Genomic DNA, 22524 nt, shown 5'->3' with positions numbered 1-22524 from the left:
ACGTTATCAGTAAGTAACCTTTAGTTTGAAATTAAATTAAGGCAACACTAGTGTTATCTTTTATATGTTGATATATATTGATAGCTAAATGAATATTAAATAATGGTTGACTTTCATTCAAGTCCGTTAATAGAATTTCCTCAATTCGTTTTAAACGATAGCTTAAGGTATTTGTGTGAATATGTAAAGAATCAGCCGTTTTCTTTATGTTTTGATTTTGGTCTAAATAAACAATCAGAGTGCTTAACAGTTCGCCTTTTCTAGATTGTTCATATTCAATGAGGGGACCTAATACTTCATGGATAAAATCAATCAATTCTTCCTTTGAATTTTGTAAAATAAACCTCTGAACGCCAAGGTCTGTATAACTAAGAACTCTATGATCAAAACGATAGTTTTTGAGAAACTTTATGCACTTTGTCGCTTCTACAAATGACTCGTGGACAAAAATAAGCCCTTGCTTAATTCTTCCAATCCCAATTGATACGTCTATCTCTCTATATTTATTTTTAATCTCATGCTGTAAAATTTTTGCAAGTTCTTTTAATTCAGCAATAATATTGGACGAAGAAACTCTTGAATGCAAGGATAGAAGGGCAACGATTTGATTTTCATCCCTTACTGCCATTACTTGCGAGTTCCTCCCAAGTAATGTATTGGCCATATGGAGTAAATTCCTTATGAAGTGGTCGCCGATTACCTTTTGCTCGTTTAACTTATCCTCAAAATTAATAAGTATGGCAACATAGTTTCGGTTAGGGTCAAAATTTAAATTTTTTGCTTTCTGAATAAGTGCTTCATCGATCTGTCCTGAAAAAAGCTTGGTCACGAATTCCCCTCTTAAACGCTGCTGTGTTTCAAAAACGGCTTGCTCTTTTCCCAGTTCAAGTGAAATGACTGTACAAGCATGTTCAAGAGCAGCGATATCCACCTCATTCATTTTTTGTTTTGAAAGGATGATAAGCCCGCCTAGAGACTTTAATTTGGACCCAAGTGGCAATACAACTAATTGATACATTTCATCATTTAATGTTATTTCGGAAACGGTATGTGAGTTTTCAAGTGTTAGGATAATTTGTTTTGCATACGCTTTCATATACTCGGTCATTTCAATTGAAAAGGAAGAAGAGCAGGCAGAAGCCCTAAGTTCACCTATTTCATCAAAGAGAAACATATGTTGTCCTATTGTTTTATGTATAAAATTCATTATCGACTGAATTCCTTCTCCATTTACAACGAGATTGGCCAGGTTCCTATGTATTTCGATTGAATGGGAAAGCTTCTGAACCATTTTTTCCTTCTCATAATAAAGACTGGATTTTTCCAAGGCAACTGCTGCTTGGTGGCCAATCGCTTCTAATAGATTAATATCCTCTTGCTTAAACTGCAAAGATTGTTCAAAAGAGTCCAATGTAATCACGCCAATACATTTTCCGTTTTGTAAAATAGGTGAAGAAATGACAGATGTAAAATGAAAATTACTCGGAATAGACTGATCCAATAAATCTCTGTTATATGGCGTTAATGTTGACAGCGCCTGTTTAATTTCTACCTCATCCCAAAAAATGAGACATTTTTTTGCAGCAAAAGACATCCCAGTCATAGATTCACCGCTAACTAGTTTAATTTGCCTAAATATATGTGGATAAAATAATCCTTGAGCTGATTTTGCGATGAGTCGATTCTGGCTTTTGTCAAAAATCCATATAGAGCCTCCTCCTGCCGCTTCAACGACAGATATCGTTTCATTCATGATTGAATCAAAGATCGTATCAATATCTAAATTGGAATTGATAACGTTTGACACATGGATTAAGGACTTTAGTTGCCGATGAGTTAAGGTATCTTGCATCTGTCATCATCCTTTCTCTACGATTTTTTACATTTCATCCATTTTCCTGTTTTTGTGTAAAAGACACAAATTTTTCATAATAATATTCATGAAAATGTACATAGCATAATATTCATAATGATTATATTCTTATTATAAGAAAGTTATGAAAATAATGAAAGGAGTTCAGCGTAAAGATATGTAGTGGTGGCTTAATTTTTTTCGCTTAAAACAATCAGAATATTTAGAAAGGGGTTGTAGAAAAATGAATTTTGATTTAACGAAAGAACAAGAGATGATACGCAAGTTAATTCGAGATTTTGCTGATGCAGAAGTTGCACCTGGTGCAGATGAACGTGATCGAACGGGGGAATTCCCTAAGGAAATTTTTGCAAAATTAGCAGAGTTAGGGATCATGGGTCTGCCTTTTCCTGAACAATACGGTGGTGGTGAGGCTGACACGATCAGCTTTGCAATTGTCGTTGAAGAACTTAGTCGTGTTTGTGCATCAACAGGAATTACATATTCAGCACATATTTCATTGGGAGGAGCTCCACTTAATTTATTTGGTACACATGAGCAAAAAGAGAAATACTTAACACCAATTTGTACGGGAGAGTCTTTTGGAGCATTTGGATTGACTGAGCCGAATGCAGGCTCCGATGCAGGGGGAACCCAAACAACAGCAGTTCTTGATGGAGATGAGTGGGTCATTAACGGCTCAAAATGTTTTATTACAAATGCAAGCTATGCTAATCACCTTGCTGTGACAGCGGTAACAGACCGCTCAAAAGGAATCAACGGAATCAGCGCATTTATTGTTCCTACAAAAGCTCCAGGATTCACTGTAATCGACAACTACGAAAAAATGGGTCTGCATGCCTCAAATACTACAGAACTTATCTTAGAGAATGTAAGGGTTCCTAAAGAAAATCTGCTGGGAACAGATGGAAACGGTTACAAACAGTTTTTAGCTACGCTTGATGGCGGAAGAATTGGAATCGGTGCTATGGCTGTAGGTATTGCTCAAGGGGCCTATGAAAAAGCTCTTCAATATGCAAAAGAAAGAAAACAGTTTGGAAAGAGTTTAGCCAACTTCCAGGCAATCCAATTTAAATTAGCTGACATGGCAATGAATATTGAATTAGCCCGGAATATGGTTTTTAAAGCAGCTTGGTTAAAGGATCAAGGAAGAGCTTTTAAAAAGGAAGCGGCATTTGCGAAATTATTTGCTTCGGAAATATGCATGAGAGCATGTGATCAAGCCGTTCAAATTCATGGCGGATATGGATATATGAAGGAATATCAAGTGGAGCGATTCTTCCGTGATGCGAAACTCTTAGAAATTGGTGAAGGAACATCTGAAGTTCAACGAATGGTTATTGCCAAACAAATTGGATGTTAATAAATTTTTTATAGGATTGGCTGTGTTAAAGGTGATGGTTGATCTTAAAGACTACGTTGATTGGAGCGGAAATCAACAGCCTAGTAGAGACATAGTGATGAAATAAAAATTGTTAAAGGAGCCATTACATGGATATCAGTGGAATTTTACAAGTAGTTTCAAATAGCAAACTCATCTATCCAGAAGAAGAAAAAGTTCGTTCAACCTCCATTGGGAGCAGTGAAGCATATCATGAACTGCTTAAACAATCACAAGAAGATCCTGCTAAATTTTGGGATCGTGCAGCCCGTGAACTTGTTTGGTATGAACCATGGGATGAAACCATTAGTGGACAGCTCCCCGATTTTCGCTTTTTTGCCGGCGGCATTAGTAACCCAAGTGTAAATTTACTTGATCGGCATATCGAAAATGGGGCAGGAAACCGGACTGCTCTCATTTGGGAGGGTGAAAACGGGGACACCAAATTTTACACGTATAATATGCTTCTTGCTGAAGTAAATCGTTTTGCGAATGTTCTTAAATCATTTGGTGTAAAAAAAGGTGATTGTGTTGCTATTTTTCTTCCCAATCTGGCAGAAGCCTTTATTTCCGTTTTAGCTTGTTTTCGAATTGGTGCTATTTACAATACAATTTTCTCAGGATATTCGGAAAAATCATTGACAGACCGTCTCATCAATTTTGAGCCAAAAGTATTAATCACTGCGGATGCAACTGAACGTCGGGGTAAATTCATTCCTTTAAAAGAAAAAGTTGATCATGTTGTACCATTTATTCCATCGATCGAAGCAGTCATTGTTGTTGACCGATTAGGTTCAGAGGTTCAAATGAAAGATGGCCGGGATTACTGGTGGCATGAGCAGACAAAAGCGGCAAGTATCGTTTGTGAACCAGAGAGAATTGAAGCTAATGAGAGCGGTATTGTGTTTTATACAAGTGGTACGACAGGTAAACCAAAAGGCGTCGTGCATTCCGGCATGGCTTTTGTCACACAGAATTACACATATGCCAAGTATCATATGGATCACCATCAAGACGATGTTTTCTGGTGTACCGCGGATATCGGCTGGTTAACCATGCATATTTGGGGAATTACAGGTGCCTTAGCGAATGGTGTAACAACCGTTGTCTTTGAAGGGGCTGTTGATTATCCAGCAAAAGATCGTTTTTATCAAATCATTGAAAAATACAGGGTGAATAAACTGTTTACTGCCCCAACAGCATTAAGAATGTTAAAAAGTATGGGAGAAAAGGCATTAGAGAAATTTGATTTATCGTGCCTCGATGTCATTTCCCTTGTTGGAGAACCTTTCGATCCGGAAACCTGGCATTGGACATATGAAGTTTTAGGAAAGAAGAAGGTATATATTAATAATACTTGGGGCCAAACCGAAACAGCAGGATCGCCTATAGCTGGAGCAGCTTGGCTGACGCCGATGAAACCAGGTTCCTCAGGTACTGCCTTTTTAGGTGCGGTTATGGATATCGTTGATGTAGAAGGCAACCCAGTTAAACCTGGTGTCTTAGGAAATCTGGTTATTAGAAAACCATTTCCTATGCTATGTCGGACACTTTGGAAAGAACCAGAACGATATTACGCATCCTATTATAGCCAAGTGGATGGCTGCTATTATGCCAGCGATCTAGCTTTATTAGATGATGATGGATATTTATGGGTAGTTGGCCGTTCAGATGACGCATTTAATGTAGCAGGACACCGCTTAAGTACAATGGAGATGGAGAGTGCTGTACTTGAATGTGAGGGTGTTTCTGAAAGCGCCATCATTGGGATCCCAGATGAAATTAAAGGAGAAGTTCCGCTCGCATTTGTCCGTTTGGCCGATGGCTATGAAGGAACAGAGGAATTAAAACAACAAATAAATAATCACATCATTCAACAAATTGGTAAGATTGCAACCCCAAAATCAATTATTTTTACAGATATGTTGCCGAAAACAGTCAGCGGAAAAATCATGCGCCGTTTATTAAAGGAAATTGTTGTATCAGGAAAGGTTTCCGGCGACATTACAGGACTAGAAGACCCGACGACGGTTGCACAAATCCAAAAAATAGTTGCTGAAAGGTCATCAGTTAAATAGTTATTAATTAGAGACAGTCATTTGTCAGGAAAATCACCGGCAAATGACTGGTTCCATATTACTAGATTAAGAGTTAAAGATAAACGTAAAGAATGTTGCAAAATGAATAATTAGATTTTTACATATCTCCTTAATCATCACAGTTTAGGCATTTGTAATGCTGACGAGTTTTGAACCTTCTTAAATAGAAGATAGAAAGGGTGGAAAGGCATGTTCAAAAAAGTTTTAATTGCTAATCGTGGCGAAATTGCTGTCCGTGTAATCCGTACATGCAAAGCCTTAGGGATTACGACAATTGGAGTTTACTCAGAGGCTGATACGGATGCTCCCCATGTAAAAATGGCAGATGAGGCCTATTTAATCGGAGGTTCCCGTGTAGCAGAAAGCTATTTAAATATCAATAAAATTCTAGAGGTCGCTCAGGTTTCAGGAGCGGAGGCTATTCACCCGGGATATGGCTTGCTGTCTGAAAATACGGACTTTGCCCGCCGCTGTGAGGAAGCAGGACTTGTATTCATCGGGCCTTCTCCAGAGGTTATTTCTAAAATGGGAAGTAAGATTGAATCACGCAAAGCAATGGAGGGAGCAGGTGTTCCTGTCGTTCCAGGAATTACCTACCCACTGGCAGATGAAGAGGAAGCGGTAGAGGCGGCGGGCCGCATCGGCTATCCCGTTATGCTAAAAGCCTCCGCAGGGGGTGGCGGAATTGGAATGCAGGTGGTCCATAACGGGGATGAGATCCGAAAAGCATTTGCGGGGAACCAAAAGCGGGCTACTGATTTCTTTGGCGATGGAGCAATGTATATTGAAAAATTTGTTGAAAATCCAAGACATATTGAGATTCAAATCTTGGCAGACAGTTTTGGAAATACCGTTTACCTTTGGGAACGTGAATGTTCGATCCAACGCCGTCATCAAAAAGTCGTAGAGGAAGCCCCATCATCGTTTATTACTGAAAAAACTCGTACCAAGATGGGGGAGGCTGCAGTAAAAGCGGCCCAATCAATTGGGTATAAAAATGCAGGAACAATCGAGTTCTTAGTTGATGAAGAGCAAAACTTCTACTTTCTTGAAATGAATACTCGCTTACAAGTAGAGCATCCGGTTACGGAAGAAATTACAGGTTTGGATTTAGTTGAAAAACAATTACAAATTGCTGCAGGTGAAGCTCTGAAATTTTCTCAAGAAGACGTAAAACGTGAGGGTCATGCCATTGAGGTTAGAATCTATGCGGAAGATCCCAAAACATTTTTCCCTTCACCTGGAAAAATAACAAAATTAGAGTTGCCGAACGGTCCTGGAGTTCGACATGAATTAGCCATTCACGGTCAATCCGCAGTCACCCCTTTTTATGATCCAATGATTGCTAAGCTTGTCGTCAAAGGCTGCAATCGTGAAGAGGCAATAAATCGTCTGCAAGCTGCATTAGCTGATTATCATATTGAAGGTATTAAAACAAATATCCCAATGCTGCAAGAGGTTATTGCCCACTCGGCATTCCATTCAGGTGATACGACAACAGACTTTGTTAACAAGTATTTAAAAACTAAAAAAGAAAATAACGTAAAATAGGAGGAATTATCATGAGTGAAGTAATTGCAGTCATGGCAGGAAATGTATGGAAGGTATTAGTTAAAGCTGGAGACCAGGTAGAAGAGGGCCAAGATGTAGTGATTTTAGAATCGATGAAAATGGAAATTCCAATTGCAGCTGAATTCGATGGAACGGTGAAAGAAGTGAAAGTGAACGAAGGCGACTTTGTTAATGAAGGCGACGTCATTGTAGTAGTTGAATAAAGCCTGGATAAAGGTGGAAAGGAGATGAAACAATGAAGTGGCCGGAAGGTGTAACGATTAAAGAGGTTGGTCCTCGTGATGGATTGCAAAACGAAAAGGCATTTATATCAACAGAAGATAAAATTGCTTGGATTAATCAATTGTCAGATAGTGGACTAAAACATCTTGAGATTACCTCTTTTGTTAATCCCAAATGGATTCCTGCACTTTCAGATGCAGTTGCTGTTGCTACTGGCATTACCAAAGTGCCTGGTGTCACCTATACAGCACTCGTTCCTAACCTTCAAGGTTTGGAACGGGCATTTAAAGCGAACATTGATGAAGTAGCAGTGTTTATGTCAGCAAGCGAAACACATAACCTAAAAAATATCAATAAAACGATTGGCGAGACTTTCCCTGTGTTACGGGATTTGGTCAGAGAAACCATTTCAGCAGGAAAATTAAGCAGAGGTTATGTTTCGACAGTTTTTGGCTGTCCCTATGAAGGGGATGTTGATATCGATGCGGTCATAAGAGTGTCCGAAACATTATTTGAAATGGGTATTGCAGAGTTGTCTCTCGGGGACACAATCGGTGTGGCAAATCCAAAGCAAGTTCAAAATGTGTTGGAAGTTTTATTGAAAAGATTTCCAGCAGATAAATTAGCGATGCATTTTCATGATACACGTGGAACGGCTTTGGCCAACATCTTAGTATCGTTAGAAATGGGAATTACCATTTTTGATTCTTCGCTTGGCGGCCTAGGTGGTTGTCCTTATGCGCCTGGAGCATCCGGAAACGTGGCAACAGACGATTTACTCTATATGCTTCACGGGATGGGAATTCACACTGGTGCTGATCAACAAAAGCTGCTTCATGCATCCCAATTCATTCAGGAGAAACTTGGCAGACCTTTACCAAGTAAAAGTTTTCAAGCCGCGAGTTCCAAGCTGAGTGGAAAGCTTGGAAATGCTTTGTGAGAAAGGTGAGATCATGAGTAAAACAATATTAGTTAACAAGATGGAAAACGGAATCGTGATGATTACTTTAAATAGGCCGGAAGCTGCTAATGCTTTATCCTTACAGATGTTAGAGGGGCTCAAGGACGCCATTCTTACCAGTAAATATGATCGATTAGTCCGCTGTATCATCATTACAGGGGCTGGGGAGAAAGCTTTTTGTGCGGGAGCTGATTTAAAGGAACGAGCTGGAATGGATCCGGTTCAGGTGAGGAAGACGGTTTCTTTGATCCGTGAAACTATCAACTCTCTAGAATCATTACCCCAACCGGTCATAGCGGCAGTGAACGGCGTTGCTTTTGGGGGAGGAACTGAACTAGCGCTCGCTTGTGATATCCGTATTGCCTCTGAAACTGCGAAACTTGGACTGACGGAAACATCATTGGGAATTATTCCTGGTGCAGGAGGAACACAGCGTTTACCAAGATTAGTAGGAAAGGGACGTGCAAAAGAGCTGATTTTCACTGCAAGACGAATTGATGCAAAAGAAGCCCTTGAAATTGGATTAGTAGAGTATACGGTCCCTGTTGAAAGCTTAATTGATAAAGCATTAGAAATTGCAGGACAAATTGTTCAGAATGGCCCGATTGCCGTTGCACAAGCAAAGTTTGCAATCGATAAAGGCTATGATGTAGAAATAAACACCGGTCTGGCCATTGAGCAAAATGCCTATGAAGTGACGATGCCAACAAAAGATCGTTTAGAAGGATTACAGGCTTTTAAGGAGAAACGCGCCCCAATCTACAATGGTGAATAAGAAAACTAGATTAATAGGAGGAAAAATAATGACAGTGGATATGAAACCTCTACAACAAACACTGAATGATCGAGTCGAACAAATCAAAAAGGGCGGAGCTCCCAAATATCACGAAAAAAACCAAGAGCAGGGAAAACTGTTCGTCCGCGAGCGTTTATCATTATTATTCGATCCTGGCTTTGAACTGGAAGATGCGCTATTTGCAAACTGCATGGCGGGGGATCTTCCTGCAGATGGTGTTGTGACAGGGATGGGCAAGATTAATGGCCAGCTTGTCTGTGTGATGGCTAACGATTCAACGATCAAAGCCGGTTCTTGGGGAGCTCGGACGGTTGAGAAAATCATTCGAATCCAAGAAACAGCTGAAAAACTTCGAGTACCATTATTATACCTGGTAGATTCTGCTGGAGCGCGGATAACGGATCAGGTGGAAATGTTCCCTGGGCGTCGTGGGGCAGGAAGAATCTTTTACAATCAAGTAAAACTTTCAGGTAAAATTCCTCAGATTTGTATTCTGTTTGGACCATCTGCTGCTGGTGGAGCCTATATTCCAGCTTTTTGTGACATTGTTATTATGGTTGATAAAAATGCATCGATGTACCTGGGATCACCGAGAATGGCCGAAATGGTTATTGGTGAAAAAGTAACCTTGGAGGAAATGGGCGGCGCTCGCATGCACTGTTCTGTTTCAGGCTGTGGTGATGTTCTTGCAAAAAATGAAGAAGAAGCCATTTCAATGGCAAGAAACTATCTTTCTTATTTCCCTGCTAATTTTTCAGAGAAACCGCCAGTTCGTGAGTCTGTGGCTCCTAAACCATTGAAAAAACCATTAGAAGAGCTGATTCCGGCTAATCAAAATGCACCATTTAATATGCATGATCTAATAAACGGGATTATTGATGAAGACTCCTTCTTTGAGATCAAAAAACTTTTTGCTGGCGAACTTATTACAGGACTTGCCCGCATGGATGGAAAACCTGTCGGAATCATTGCCAATCAGCCGCGTGTTAAAGGCGGGGTATTATTCCACGATTCAGCAGATAAGGCCGCAAAATTTATTAATCTTTGTGATGCCTACCATATTCCCCTTTTGTTTTTAGTTGATGTGCCTGGATTTATGATAGGTACAAAGGTAGAACGGGCAGGAATCATTCGTCATGGTGCGAAAATGATTTCAGCAATGGCTGAAGCAAGTGTTCCAAAAATTTCTGTTATTGTACGTAAAGCATATGGAGCTGGTCTTTATGCAATGGCTGGCCCTGCATTTGAACCGGATGCTTGTCTTGCATTGCCTTCTGCTCAAATTGCGGTTATGGGACCAGAAGCAGCAGTTAATGCCGTTTATGCTAATAAAATTGCAGAGCTTCCTGAAGATGAGCGAACCGCATTCATAGAACAAAAACGTGAGGAATATAAAGAGGACATTGATATTTACCATTTAGCTTCCGAAATGGTGATTGACGGTATTATTCCAGCAAACTCATTGCGTAAAGAGCTTGTTAATCGTTTTGAGGCATACACTTCAAAATATCTCATTTTTTCAGAACGAAAACACTCTGTATATCCGGTCTAATTTTTAACAGTTAATTTCAAATGTAAGAGACTATATTTTAATAAGGAGGCAGACCTGTGAAGAATGGAAAAATTGTAAACTCATTTGTGGAAGCAATACAAGATATTTCAGATGGCGATACCATCATTGTTGGTGGTTTCGGACTGTGCGGAATCCCGGAAAAAGCAATTCTTGCCCTAAGAGATCAAGGAACGAAGGATTTAACAATCGTTAGTAATAACTGTGGCGTTGATGATTGGGGGCTTGGTCTGCTACTTGCAAATAAGCAAATTAAGAAAATGGTTTCATCGTATGTCGGTGAAAATAAAATTTTTGAAAAGCAGTTTTTAAGCGGTGAGCTTGAGGTCGAACTAGTCCCTCAAGGAACGCTTGCTGAACGAATTCGTGCCGGCGGCGCCGGAATACCTGGTTTTTATACGGCTACTGGGGTGGGAACTCCAATTGCAAAAGGAAAAGAGCACAAGGAGTTTAATGGAAGAACCTATTTATTAGAAGAGGGAATTGTCGGTGATTTTGCCCTGGTGAAAGCCTGGAAGGCCGACCCGCTTGGAAACCTTGTTTTCCGAAAAACATCACGCAACTTTAATCCATTGGCTGCAATGGCCGGGAAAATTACAATTGCAGAAGTCGAGGAAATCGTTGAGGTAGGAGATTTAAATCCAGAAGAAATCCATACGCCAGGAATCTACGTTCAACGTGTGCTGCTCGGAACTAACTATGAAAAACGGATAGAAAGACGTACAGTAGTACAAGCCTAATAGTTTAAAAGAGACAAGGAGTGAGTGGATTGAAGGATGCGCGATTAACCATTGTAAAACGTGCGGTTCAAGAAATTCAGGATGGAATGAACGTAAATTTAGGGATTGGGATCCCTACCCTTATTGCCAATGAAATTCCAAGCGAATACAACGTCTTGCTTCAATCAGAAAATGGCTTATTGGGCATTGGACCTTATCCGGTTGAAGGGACAGAAGACCCCGATTTAATAAATGCGGGAAAAGAAACGGTAACTGCTGTGCCTGGTGCTTCTTATTTCGACAGTGCAGAATCATTTGCAATGATTCGCGGTGGTCACATCGACCTTGCTATCTTAGGGGGAATGGAAGTTTCTCAAACAGGAGATTTGGCTAATTGGATGATTCCAGGGAAGATGGTCAAAGGAATGGGCGGAGCCATGGACTTAGTAAACGGCGCAAAACGTGTTGTGGTTATTATGGAACATGTTAATAAGCACGGAGAATCAAAGGTCAAAAAAGAGTGTACACTTCCCCTTACTGGAAAAGAAGTGGTCCACCGTTTAATAACAGATTTGGCTGTATTTGATTTCACTTCTGAAGGAATGGTTCTCGTGGAAACCCAAGACGGAGTATCGGTTGAGGAAGTTATTGAAAAAACAGAGGCCTCATTTAAAATTGGTGTCGAATTACTAGTTAAGTAAAAGGGGTTGAGCAAAATTTTATAGAAACAATTGAGGCAGTTTCCTACCGTTAGGATTATTATTTTATTGAACTTGATGACCAAGATTAAGTTGTTGAAGAGATATTTTTTAGAGCTGTCCTTAAGGCAGCTTTTTTTTGATGAAAGGATTAGGTTATAGATTAAAAATTTATACAAATGTTTAATTATTGGTTTTTTTGTCCATAGTTTTTAAGTAAATCATTTTTATGGAGGGTAATAAACGTGGGAGAATTTACAAAAGAAATAGTACCATTACCCGAGGAATTTTATGTTCAGCCCACGCTTGACCTGGCAAAGGCATTGCTTGGATGCCTCCTTGTAAAAGAAACGAATGAAGGAATGACAGCAGGATATATTGTAGAAACAGAGGCTTACATAGGTCCTGGTGACCGGGCTGCACATAGCTACAATAATAGAAGGACGGCAAGAACCGAGGTCATGTTCCAACGGTCCGGCCTGGCCTATACCTATGTTATGCATAGGCACTGCCTCTTCAATGTGGTTAGCGGCGGTGAAGAAAATCCTGAAGCCGTTTTGATTCGTGCCCTTGAACCGCGAGATGGTCTCGAGCTTATGAAAATAAGGAGGGGCATTGAAGAACTTTCAAAATTGACAAATGGCCCTGGCAAACTAACAAAATCATTGGGCATTACCATGGAGGACTATGGACGTCCCCTCAGTCCTCCACGATTATTTATTGCCAAAGGCTTTTGTCCAGAAAGCATATCAGTCGGAAAAAGGATAGGAATTGATAAATCTGGTGAAGCCCGTGATTATCCATGGCGATTTTGGGTTACTAATAATCAATATGTTTCACGGCATCAAAAGTCTGAGTATGTAATTGTCTGAACAGTAAAAAGGACTTAACTCGTTGGTTAAGTCCCTATAATAAATGGATTCGTTATTTTCCTTAGTAATTATTAGGCTTACAGCCAATAATTCATTCCTTTCCTAAAGTTTATTTATCGAAAAGGATTATCCATTTAATCCTTTTGTTTCGATTTTACTAGTATGAAGTTTTTTCCGAAAGGACAATCCTAATCAACACCTCCTCAACATTAAATTGGATGGGTTCTGATCACCTGGACCGATGAAATCTAATTCGGCAGGAGAAAATACTTTAACTTTTCTTTTAACGTCCTCCAAAGGAATTCGGATCGGCTCAAGAACTTCATGATCCTGAAAGACATTACCTCCCGTGATTATTCTCTTTTTCTTCCTCCTTACGAAGGCATTCCTATTTTTCTTGCTATCTTTGTTAACAGTGACACGCTCTTTCACTTTCTCATTAAGTATTAATAGTCCTTTCTCGGTTTGGAAAACTTCTTCTTCAATCGAAGCGACTATTCCGATTTCACGTTTGTTTACGACCAAGATGAAGTTATATCCGGTTTCAGTTTTCTTTTGTAAAATGTTAACTTCATCTGTGATAAACGTGACGAATTCTTCGGGTTCTTTCGTGTGTGAGTCTTGAGAGTTTTCTTTTTGCTTAATGACTCGATAATATGCTTTTGCTCCAATTCCTTCATCTGTAAAATCAAAAGGTTTTATACTCTGGGTGCGTACAAAGAATAATTGATTTACCTTCTCTTTACCGTTTAATTGGACACATAAAGCAACATCTTCTTTCATCACCGTTCCTTCTTCGTGAGAAAGCATAGGTACATTCATTTTCATCCCCGGAAATTGAACGAAGATGTAACTGAAGTTTTTCTTAGGCTGCACATTCGAAAGTCTCATAAACTCACAACCTTTCCGATTTGTTACAAGATTATTTTCCTTGTAGGTGTATAATTCAATATCGTTCTTCACATTCCTGTATGATTAGAAAGAGTTTTCATCGTCACTTTCTTATGAAATGCGATGGATCCTCCTAAATTATGAGTAAATCTCCTATCGAAACATGTAAATGATATAATTCTGCTTTCTAAAACGACAATTTACAGCCTATTATTGAGTATATTTTATAAATCCTGTTTCATCCTTTTTTTGGATTTTTTTTAGGTTGTGCACTATTTGGAAGGATATGGCTAAAAAAGTAAGGATGTCAGTGCTATTTTCTCGAGTTTGAATGACATTCCTGTATACAGCAAAATACACTGTTTTTTTGACTTTGTGTGACCTTGTATTCAATGATAAGATGAAACCTACGTAAAAGAACAATTCGCCCAGGGGAAAAAAACTGAAAGGAATGATTTGTTATCAATCATTTACAATTAAGTTATACGAGCGAAATGGAAAAAGCGATGCATAGTGCTCATGGTGTAGGTTATGAAGATTACAGAAGACATCATACAGTGAGAATGAGAGTCGAAAAACGCCGTAAAAAGGATTATATTAATTGTCGTAGAATGGTTGCTGATTTAGACCGGCTTGTTCATTTTAATAATCGATTAAAGGCATGAATCAAAGTGGAAACCAATGTGAATGCACACTGGTTTCCTTTTTTTGATTAAAAGCAAAAATAAATAAGAAAAATTCCTCATCCTTGTCTTATTTAAGGGTGGTTTTTTTCCCATTTATTAAACTTATAAATAGGTTAATCTTAACTGGACAAGAAAATTTAGGTCCAGTAGACTAAAAACTAATTCATAATAAATACCTTTATTATCATAAGAGGTCATACAAGCAACTTTAATTAGAGGGGTAAGTTTGCTCTGAAATAATTAGAAAGCAATAGTAAAATTTCCTGTCACCTAATCTACTATAGCGGAGGAATGAACATGTTAGAATTTGATACAAATATGGACCAACTGGCCAAGATTAAAGTCATTGGTGTTGGCGGCGGGGGAAATAACGCCGTGAATCGTATGATTGACGAAGGCGTTGAAGGTGTAGAATTTATTGCCGTTAATACAGATGCACAAGCTCTTAATCAATCAAAAGCAGCAGTCACGATGCAAATTGGTACAGCATTGACAAGAGGTTTGGGAGCAGGGGCTAATCCAGAAGTAGGTAAAAGAGCTGTGGAAGAGAGTAAACAGCAAATTAAAGAAGTGTTAGCAGGTGCAGACATGGTTTTCGTTACAGCCGGTATGGGCGGTGGTACCGGCACAGGTGCAGCGCCTGCCATTGCTGAAATTGCCCGCAATCTTGGTGCCCTGACAATTGGAGTTGTCACACGTCCGTTTAAATTTGAAGGCCGCAAGCGTGCATCTAACGCAGAAACTGGAATTAACGAAATGAGGGAAGCAGTAGACACTTTAATTATTATTCCCAACGATCGCTTATTAGAGATTGTAGATAAAAAAACACCCATGATTGAAGCTTTTCGTGAAGCCGATAATGTACTACGCCAGGGTGTTCAAGGGATTTCCGATTTAATTGCTGTGCCAGGGTTAATCAACCTTGATTTTGCTGACGTGAAAACGGTCATGTCCCATAAGGGAACTGCCTTAATGGGAATTGGTATTGCTAAAGGTAAAGATCGTGCAGTTGAGGCTGCGCAGAAAGCCTTAAATAGTCCCTTACTTGAAACTTCTATCAATGGAGCTCATGGTGTGATCATGAACATAACTGGTGGAAATAATTTAAGTCTTTTTGAAGTACAGGAGGCAGCCGATATAGTTGCTTCTGCTTCTCATGAGGAATTAAATATGATTTTTGGTTCGGTCATTAACGAAAACTTAGATGAAGAAATTATCGTAACTGTTATTGCCACTGGATTCACTGAGCAAGAGGAGATATTAGCACAACCGCTTTCCCAGCCATCAATGGAAGAAATGTCTAATCCATATCAAAGGGAAAAACGTACACAGCGTGAACCAATAAACCGAGGCGAACCAGTTCAAGATTATGAAAGACACTCAGAACAGTCAGAAGAATCTCTGAATATTCCAGCGTTCTTGCGCAATCGAAAAAAACGATTTTTATAAATTTAACATCTGCATTTTCAAATGTAGGTAGAGAAATACATAGTACTAAGACCCAAATTCATTAATCACAGAAACCCTGCCTGTTATAGGTTGTTTAAGAGGTTGCTAACATTAGCAACCTTTTTTAAATGTTTCGAAATATAGTACTGGCCAATATGGAGCCATCTTAGGGATCATGGGGATAGGGATGGGGACAGCCGTTGTTTTCTACTTGTTATCCTTCTTACTTAAGGAAACCGCACCGGTAAAAGTATCTTGTGATATTTCAGAAGATTCAGGAATTAATATATCTCTTTAAATTAAATAAAGGACGCTTTCATAATGTGTTGGAAAATACATTACGAAAGCGTCTTCGTGTTAACTTTAAAATAATTTCTACACTTGTTATTTTTTCAATGTAGTGGTTGAACTTCTAATCACAAGTTCAGGCTCGTATACGATGGATGGAGGAATGTTTTCCTTCTTTTCGACAGCAGCAACAATCCATTTTGCAGCATCAATCCCCATTTGCATTTTTGGATGGGTTACTGATGTTAGTTTTACATCTGATGCCTCTGCTAAAAAGGAGTCATCGTAGCCAACAATCGAAACATCCTCAGGAATACTTAATCCACGTTCTCTTAACATATTTAATATTTGTAAGGCCAGTTGGTCATTGTAACAAACAATTGCTGAAGGGATTGAATCTGCATTGAAAAATTTTTCTAATCGTTCTAATAATCTGCTATCTTTTTCTTCGGTGGTAAAGGTAATCACCATCTCCGGGAAAAATGTAATGCCATGCTCTCTGAAAGCGCGGATAAAGCCCTGCATACGATTTACCCCTTGGAGGTCATCCGTTTTAAAAAGTCCAACTATCTTTTCATGTCCTAATTTAATTAAATGTTCAGTAGCCGCAAATCCACCGTGTTCATCATTCACAATGATATGAGGAGGCATAAGCTGAGGATAGAATTGGTTAATCATTAAGTATGGGATATGGTTCTGTTCTAATTCCAGATAGTAATGAATGTTAGGATTGTAATTGCTGCTTTTAGTAGGCTCAACAATAAGACCGTCAATGTTCCTGCTTAACATCGTTTGTAAACATTGTTTTTCTTTCTCAACATCATTATCCGTACATGCAAAGGTTAAAGAATATCCCTCAGCTGTTAAATATGATTCAATTCCTTTGATAATGGAAGGGAAAATATAGTCAGAAATGTAGGTGGTTATAACTCCGATATTTTTTCCATTACTCGATTGATGCTGGATTTGAGGCTTTTCATTCTCCAACTTATTGGAACAAAAGGTTCCAGCACCTTGTTCTCTATATAGCCATCCCTCATGAACCAAATCCCCGATAGCTTGACGAATCGTATGTCTGCTTACACCAAACATTTTGACAAGTTCATTTTCAGAATAAATCTTATCCCCAGGTTTTACCTGACCGCTAGTTATCCATTCTGTTATCTTTTCCTTTACCATATTATATTTAGTTTGTTGAGCCAATTGGATTACACCACTTTCAACTTGGAAGCAAGTTTATTTACTTATGCGTACAACATGTTTAATAAAATAATATTAACAAAAAAACAAGAGATTGACCATGAGATAATTTACTAGCATTATACGTACAAGTCGCGACTGATCTATTATTTGTGATGCTTTTGGAATTTGTATATATCAAGCTTTTGAATAGGTATCCTCAGATTGCACAGTGTAAAGCTATATCGAAAATCATGTTATAATAAAGTCGAGCTATGTTCCGTAATAAGGCAATAATAAAAAAGAAAAGGAGTTAATAAAATGATTAAAGTTGTATGTAAAGCAAAACTAAAACCAGGTGTAAAGGTAGAAGAATATTTTCTATTGGCAAGAGAAGTTGTGTCAGAAACCAGAAAAGAAAAAGGCTGTATAACTTACACACTTCATCAAGATATCAATGATCCGACCATCCTAACTATGCTCGAAGAATGGATGGATGAAGAGGCTTTAAATCAACATAATAAAAGTGAACATGTTATGAAAATTGTTCCAGAGCTTAGAAAACTTCGAGAAAGTACAGAAATCAACCTTTATAGAGAAGTAAAATAACCCCCGATGGAAAGGAAAGTACTTACATATTCTTCCTGTCCCAGGCACCTTCCTCCCATGAGGATGGTGCCTGATTTAGAATAAATGTGAAAAAATATGCTTTCTAAAACGACAATTTATAGACTATTCGCTAAATTATGTATTAAAATGAATTTTATATATTATAGCTTCACGAAAATAATATAGGAAACCCTAGTTAGCAAATTTTATCGGATAGTAAAAACTTTTAATATAACCTTGGAGGATGCTATGAACTTTGTTAGTACACGCGGAAATGTAAATAAAATTGGTTTTATTGATACAGTCTTAATGGGATTAGCTAATGATGGGGGACTATTAGTCCCTGAGAAAATCCCACAAATTCCTGCAAATAAGTTAGAAGCAATGTCCCAGTTAACTTATCAGGAACTAGCATACGAAATCTTTTCCTATTATGTTGATGGTGAAATTCCAGACAATGAGCTAAAGGCTTTAATCGAGAAAAGCTATGCAACCTTTCGCCACCCAGAAGTAACACCTGTTCAAAAGCTGAAAGAAAACATGTATGTGCTAGAACTGTTCCATGGTCCGACCTTTGCTTTTAAAGATATTGCTCTGCAATTCTTAGGGAATTTATATTCCTATGTATCAAAGAAAACAGGTGAATCAATTCATATTCTCGGTGCTACTTCTGGGGATACGGGTGCATCAGCGATTGAGGGTGTCAGAGGAAAAGAAGGCATTCGCATTTGCATTTTGCACCCACATGGCAAAGTAAGTAAGGTACAAGAATTACAAATGACAACTGTTGATGACAAAAGTGTTTTGAATTTAGCCATCAAAGGGACGTTTGATGATGGTCAAAGAATCATCAAGGAATTGTTTGCAGATGTGGATTTTAAAAACAAATACCATATGCGTGCGATCAATTCCATTAACTTTGTTCGTATAATGGCGCAAACAGTTTATTATTTCTATGCGTATTTCCAAGTAACAAAAGAGACAGGTTCAGAGAGTGTTAACTTCAGTGTGCCGACTGGAAATTTTGGAGATATTTTTGCTGGTTATCTTGCAAAGAAAATGGGTCTACCGATTGGTAAACTAATCGTTGCGACCAACGAGAATAATATTTTAGAGGATTTTATCTCTGATGGAGTGTACAAGCCTGGTGAATTCAGGAGCACCTATAGCCCTTCTATGGATATCCAGGTAGCAAGCAATTTTGAGCGTTATTTGTACTACCTGCTTGGAGAAAATCCAGACGAAGTGTCTACCTTAATGGAGAAATTCAAGTCAGAAGGAAAAATTGTCGTGAACGAGGAGCAGCTCCGCCAGGTAAAAGAGGATTTTGCAGCACATGGAGTTGAAGGGGAAGAATGCTTACAAACAATTACGAAGTACCATGCTGAAACTAGTTATTTATTAGATCCACACACCGCTTGTGGGGTCGCTGCATACGAAAGTTGTAATAAACCTAGTGAGGTTTGTGTCACACTTGCAACTGCTCACCCAGCAAAATTTAATGAATCCATCGAACGTTGTGATATTAAGCAGACATTTCCTGAACAAATAAGTCAATTGTTTAATAAACCACAGCATCTAGAAGTTGTTGAGGCGGATAAAGATGAAATTGTACTTAAATTAGAAAAGCTTTTTAGTTTTTCTGCTAAGTAAATATTTAAATTAGGTTCATGGTATAGAATCAAGAACTATAGTTTACATTAATAGTCCACAAAGATGAAGAATGATAATGAAAAGGGATTTTTAATCGGCTGAATGGGTACTGGTGTCCTCCACAGTCTTCAAAACTGCTTGAGACCTGCGTGCCAGGTCTGGTGGGTTCGATTCCCACACAGTCCCGCCATTAAGTCAATTGTATCAAGGGTTTTCGCAACTTTATTTTGATAAAGGTTTTTATATATTCCCTCACAGTCTCACGCCTATCTACTGGCAAGGCTGTAGAGGGACTGTTACAGAGACTGTAGAGAACGTTTCCTTCAACCTCCAAATAATTATTCATTGGAGGTTATTTTTATGCAAACAAAGGTGATGCCAAAAAAGGTTAAGCCGAAACTAGGTAAGATTAGAGAAGGCAGCAAAAACAAAACTAAAGCTGATTCAAATATCCTGACATTGGATGAGATGTTTGATAAATTTATGACAGCTAAAAAAACAGAAGGATTAGCTTCTAGGACACTTGATGAGTACTACAATAACTATGCCTATCTCAAGCAGTTTTTTTGCAATGATATGACGAATGAGAACGTCACTACAGAGGATTTTCAAGGATATATAGGATTTATGCTCCATGATAAGGAGCTCGCACCTATGACAGTCAATATCCGTATTCGTAATATGAGAGCATTCATTAGATACTGTCATAAGAAGGGATGGATTAACGAGCCTATCCATGAGGATTTCAAGCCGATCAAGACACCTGAGGATACGCTAGAATCATTCACACCTGATGAAGTCATGAGGATATTGTCTGTCATTGACGATTCAACATACACCGGATTCCGAAATAAAGTAATCATTTATGTGCTTTTAGATACACTAGTTCGAATTTCTGAACTTTGTGCAATGAAGCGTAGGAACGTTAATTTAGAGAAGGGTGAAATATTCCTTGAAGCAATGGAAACAAAGACTAGAAAAGCACGAATCGTGCCCATAACAGGACCGACAATCGAATTGCTTAAAGAATATATGGAAATTACAGAGGATTTTGAGGATGAGCATTTATTCTTAACTTATGATGGACACGAAATAAATCATGCTACGGTCAGAATTGACTTGAGAGACCTCGGAAGGGAAGCAGGGGTTAAAAAACGTGTCAGTCCTCATACATTCCGTCATACTGGAGCGTTATGGTATATAAAAAATGGTGGAGACCCATTTAGCTTACAAAAGACTTTAGGGCATACAGATATGAGCATGACACGTAAATACATTCAGATGAGCAATATGGATGTACAAGGACAACACAAGAAATTCTCACCTATTAATAATATAATGAACGTGAATTAATCAAGCAATTGCAATTATTTTATTATTTTGAAATTTTAAGAAAGAACTTGAGAACTTACAGTAGCCGCTGTGGGTTCTTTTTCTTTTAGGGTAAAAAGCCATTTTTTAGCGAAATGTCTTTTTGTTTTGCTAGAAATTTGACCATGCTAGATTATAACTGAAAAAATATGGAGGCTCTTTTAAATGAATAAATTCAGTGAACGATTAACTAGCGAAGAAAAAGAAAAGCTGCTAGTAAGTGCGCAGCCATTATTAAAATTTATGAGGAAATTCTATCAGCAAAATCAGGATGTGCTTGATAAAACGGACGAATGGGAAGCCATTATTGGATTAAGTCTAGAAGAAATGGACGAGCTGGAATTATGGGAGGTAATACAACTCGTCCGTGAAAAAATGACACCAAGGGAAATTGAAATATTGGATAGCATTATCCCTCAACTATATATTATACCTAATAATAAACTGGCTAATGAATTGCCAAAACCGGATGTTCCGTACAATGAGCCTTTTAATATAAAAGTTAATAACGACAAGGAAAAACAAGTTCTAAATCCTACAATTATCAACTATGATGATGCAAATATACAAATTGCCGAAAAAGATAAACGGTTTACGAATTATGATCGTTGTGTACATAATGCAGTTTGCAGTATTTTTGAAGCTGGGAACACAAATTTTACTCCTGACCAAGTATATCGCTGCATGAACGGATTAGATGATTCTCAATATGTCAGTCCTCAATCCATAGAAATAATCACAGCTAGCCTAGATAAGTTAATGAGAACTTATCTCAAAGTGGATTATACCAATGAAGCGAGAATGTACAGAAGAAATCTTGTTGAAGAATATATTGTTGAAGGCTATATCTTGCCTGCTACGAAAATAACAGTCAAAGCTGGCGGACATAGAAGAATCGGTTATAAGTTTAATGGAAAGCCTTTATTATATGAGTATGCGCAAGTATCCAGACAAATTGCAACCGTACCAAGCAAATTATTAAAAACGAAAGATGTTATTCGAGCAAATCCAGAAGTAAACATAATTAAAGAATATCTTTTGCGCCGAATTGAGCAAATGAAAAAAGCTAAGGGCAAAAAACAAATAAACAGAATTTTGTTCGAAAAAATTTATTATGAAACAGGCGAATTAAAACCAAATAAGAAAAAAGCATTGAGAATTAGAAATACAGCAAAAACGTTGCTAACAAAATTCAGCGAAGAAAAATACATTAAAGGCTTTAAATTTTACGAAAAAGGAATAGAAATTTCTTTTTAGAATAATTACAGTTGCCTGCAATAACTGGGTACCTACCTGCAATAATTGGGTACCTACCTGCAATAACAGGGTACCAGTGCACTGTGGGAAAATGTCCTTCCGCCTTACTCTATCAAGGCTTCGAGCGATTAAAGAAAAATCCTATAAGTATTATAAGTTATATAGCAAAGGAACCGGCTCTGAATATCGCCGGTTCCTTTTTGGTTATGATTCATTTTGAAAGGAAGGTGGGAAATGATGAAAAAATGTTCTGATTGTAAAAAGTTGCAGAATGAAAACGAACAATTGAGAACCGAATTAAAAATGATTTATGAAATGTACTATGAACTCACAGACGAAAATTCAGGATTCATTAAACGGAGAAACATTTAATGAAAG

20 protein-coding genes are annotated in these 22524 nt (G+C 38.2%); 17 read left to right on the top strand and 3 right to left on the bottom strand.

Annotation, left to right across the window (positions count from 1 at the left end; genetic code table 11):
• Window positions 1-31: 31 nt before the first annotated feature.
• A complete protein-coding gene (locus QF028_RS16630) occupies window positions 32-1852 on the bottom strand; it encodes a helix-turn-helix domain-containing protein (RefSeq protein WP_429467024.1) in 1821 nt (606 codons plus the stop codon).
• A gap of 244 nt (window positions 1853-2096) precedes the next feature.
• Here QF028_RS16630 and QF028_RS16625 point away from each other — a divergent pair, with 244 nt between their 5' ends.
• The 10 genes from QF028_RS16625 to QF028_RS16580 all read left to right on the top strand — a co-directional run bounded on the left by QF028_RS16625 (window position 2097) and on the right by QF028_RS16580 (window position 12763).
• Window positions 2097-3236 (top strand): acyl-CoA dehydrogenase, encoded by a 1140-nt coding sequence (locus QF028_RS16625; RefSeq protein WP_410883661.1) that lies wholly within the window; start codon window positions 2097-2099, stop codon window positions 3234-3236.
• Between the two features lie 128 nt (window positions 3237-3364).
• Window positions 3365-5332 carry an acetate--CoA ligase gene (locus QF028_RS16620; RefSeq protein WP_429467022.1) on the top strand — a complete coding sequence of 656 codons (1968 nt, stop codon included), beginning with the start codon at window positions 3365-3367 and terminating at the stop codon, window positions 5330-5332.
• A gap of 210 nt (window positions 5333-5542) precedes the next feature.
• Window positions 5543-6904, top strand: a complete 1362-nt coding sequence (locus QF028_RS16615; protein ID WP_429467020.1) for an acetyl-CoA carboxylase biotin carboxylase subunit — start codon at window positions 5543-5545, stop codon at window positions 6902-6904.
• Between the two features lie 11 nt (window positions 6905-6915).
• The gene (locus QF028_RS16610) at window positions 6916-7128 is read left to right on the top strand and encodes an acetyl-CoA carboxylase biotin carboxyl carrier protein subunit (RefSeq protein WP_088086689.1); all 213 of its coding nucleotides are present in this window, start codon (window positions 6916-6918) and stop codon (window positions 7126-7128) included.
• Window positions 7129-7160: 32 nt separating this feature from the next.
• On the top strand, window positions 7161-8087 hold the full coding sequence (locus QF028_RS16605; RefSeq protein ID WP_429467018.1) for a hydroxymethylglutaryl-CoA lyase: 927 nt from the start codon (window positions 7161-7163) through the stop codon (window positions 8085-8087).
• A 13-nt stretch (window positions 8088-8100) separates the two neighbouring features.
• Window positions 8101-8883, top strand: coding sequence for an enoyl-CoA hydratase (locus QF028_RS16600; RefSeq protein ID WP_429467016.1), 783 nt, complete (start codon window positions 8101-8103; stop codon window positions 8881-8883).
• Window positions 8884-8911: 28 nt separating this feature from the next.
• A complete protein-coding gene (locus QF028_RS16595; RefSeq protein ID WP_429467014.1) occupies window positions 8912-10456 on the top strand; it encodes an acyl-CoA carboxylase subunit beta in 1545 nt (514 codons plus the stop codon).
• A 56-nt stretch (window positions 10457-10512) separates the two neighbouring features.
• Complete coding sequence (locus QF028_RS16590) at window positions 10513-11214, top strand: CoA transferase subunit A (RefSeq protein ID WP_215003444.1); 702 nt, start codon at window positions 10513-10515, stop codon at window positions 11212-11214.
• A gap of 29 nt (window positions 11215-11243) precedes the next feature.
• A complete protein-coding gene (locus tag QF028_RS16585) occupies window positions 11244-11894 on the top strand; it encodes a CoA transferase subunit B (protein ID WP_429467011.1) in 651 nt (216 codons plus the stop codon).
• A 242-nt stretch (window positions 11895-12136) separates the two neighbouring features.
• Window positions 12137-12763 carry a DNA-3-methyladenine glycosylase gene (locus QF028_RS16580; protein WP_308162553.1) on the top strand — a complete coding sequence of 209 codons (627 nt, stop codon included), beginning with the start codon at window positions 12137-12139 and terminating at the stop codon, window positions 12761-12763.
• A 192-nt stretch (window positions 12764-12955) separates the two neighbouring features.
• Here QF028_RS16580 and QF028_RS16575 read toward each other — a convergent pair whose 3' ends face one another.
• Window positions 12956-13654 carry a hypothetical protein gene (locus QF028_RS16575; RefSeq protein ID WP_429467009.1) on the bottom strand — a complete coding sequence of 233 codons (699 nt, stop codon included), beginning with the start codon at window positions 13652-13654 and terminating at the stop codon, window positions 12956-12958.
• 494 nt (window positions 13655-14148) lie between these two features.
• Between QF028_RS16575 and QF028_RS16570 the strand changes: the two genes are divergently transcribed.
• Window positions 14149-14319 carry a hypothetical protein gene (locus tag QF028_RS16570; protein WP_168243092.1) on the top strand — a complete coding sequence of 57 codons (171 nt, stop codon included), beginning with the start codon at window positions 14149-14151 and terminating at the stop codon, window positions 14317-14319.
• A gap of 318 nt (window positions 14320-14637) precedes the next feature.
• Window positions 14638-15789 (top strand): cell division protein FtsZ, encoded by a 1152-nt coding sequence (ftsZ, locus tag QF028_RS16565; RefSeq protein ID WP_215003436.1) that lies wholly within the window; start codon window positions 14638-14640, stop codon window positions 15787-15789.
• Window positions 15790-16173: 384 nt separating this feature from the next.
• Here ftsZ and QF028_RS16560 read toward each other — a convergent pair whose 3' ends face one another.
• Entirely contained in the window at window positions 16174-17280 is a 1107-nt protein-coding gene (locus tag QF028_RS16560) for a GntR family transcriptional regulator (RefSeq protein WP_429467006.1), read from the bottom strand.
• Between the two features lie 297 nt (window positions 17281-17577).
• On the opposite strand from QF028_RS16560, the gene QF028_RS16555 reads away from it, so the two are divergent.
• The 5 genes from QF028_RS16555 (at window position 17578) to QF028_RS16535 (ending at window position 22518) form a co-directional block, all read left to right on the top strand.
• Window positions 17578-17865: a putative quinol monooxygenase gene (locus QF028_RS16555; RefSeq protein ID WP_215003434.1), complete on the top strand. Its 288-nt coding sequence runs from the start codon at window positions 17578-17580 to the stop codon at window positions 17863-17865.
• Window positions 17866-18114: 249 nt separating this feature from the next.
• A complete protein-coding gene (thrC, locus tag QF028_RS16550) occupies window positions 18115-19518 on the top strand; it encodes a threonine synthase (RefSeq protein WP_429467004.1) in 1404 nt (467 codons plus the stop codon).
• Between the two features lie 360 nt (window positions 19519-19878).
• Window positions 19879-20871 carry a tyrosine-type recombinase/integrase gene (locus QF028_RS16545; protein WP_429467002.1) on the top strand — a complete coding sequence of 331 codons (993 nt, stop codon included), beginning with the start codon at window positions 19879-19881 and terminating at the stop codon, window positions 20869-20871.
• A gap of 183 nt (window positions 20872-21054) precedes the next feature.
• Window positions 21055-22146 carry a hypothetical protein gene (locus tag QF028_RS16540; RefSeq protein ID WP_429467000.1) on the top strand — a complete coding sequence of 364 codons (1092 nt, stop codon included), beginning with the start codon at window positions 21055-21057 and terminating at the stop codon, window positions 22144-22146.
• Window positions 22147-22380: 234 nt separating this feature from the next.
• Entirely contained in the window at window positions 22381-22518 is a 138-nt protein-coding gene (locus tag QF028_RS16535) for a hypothetical protein (RefSeq protein ID WP_429466998.1), read from the top strand.
• The last annotated feature ends 6 nt before the right edge of the window (window positions 22519-22524 follow it).

Origin of the sequence: Neobacillus sp. B4I6 (genome assembly GCF_050434045.1) — a bacterium.
In the GTDB taxonomy this organism is placed as follows: Bacteria; Bacillota; Bacilli; order Bacillales; family Cytobacillaceae; genus Neobacillus.
The sequence above is the reverse complement of the archived record's forward strand: the minus strand, read 5'-3'. Positions and strand labels throughout refer to the sequence as shown.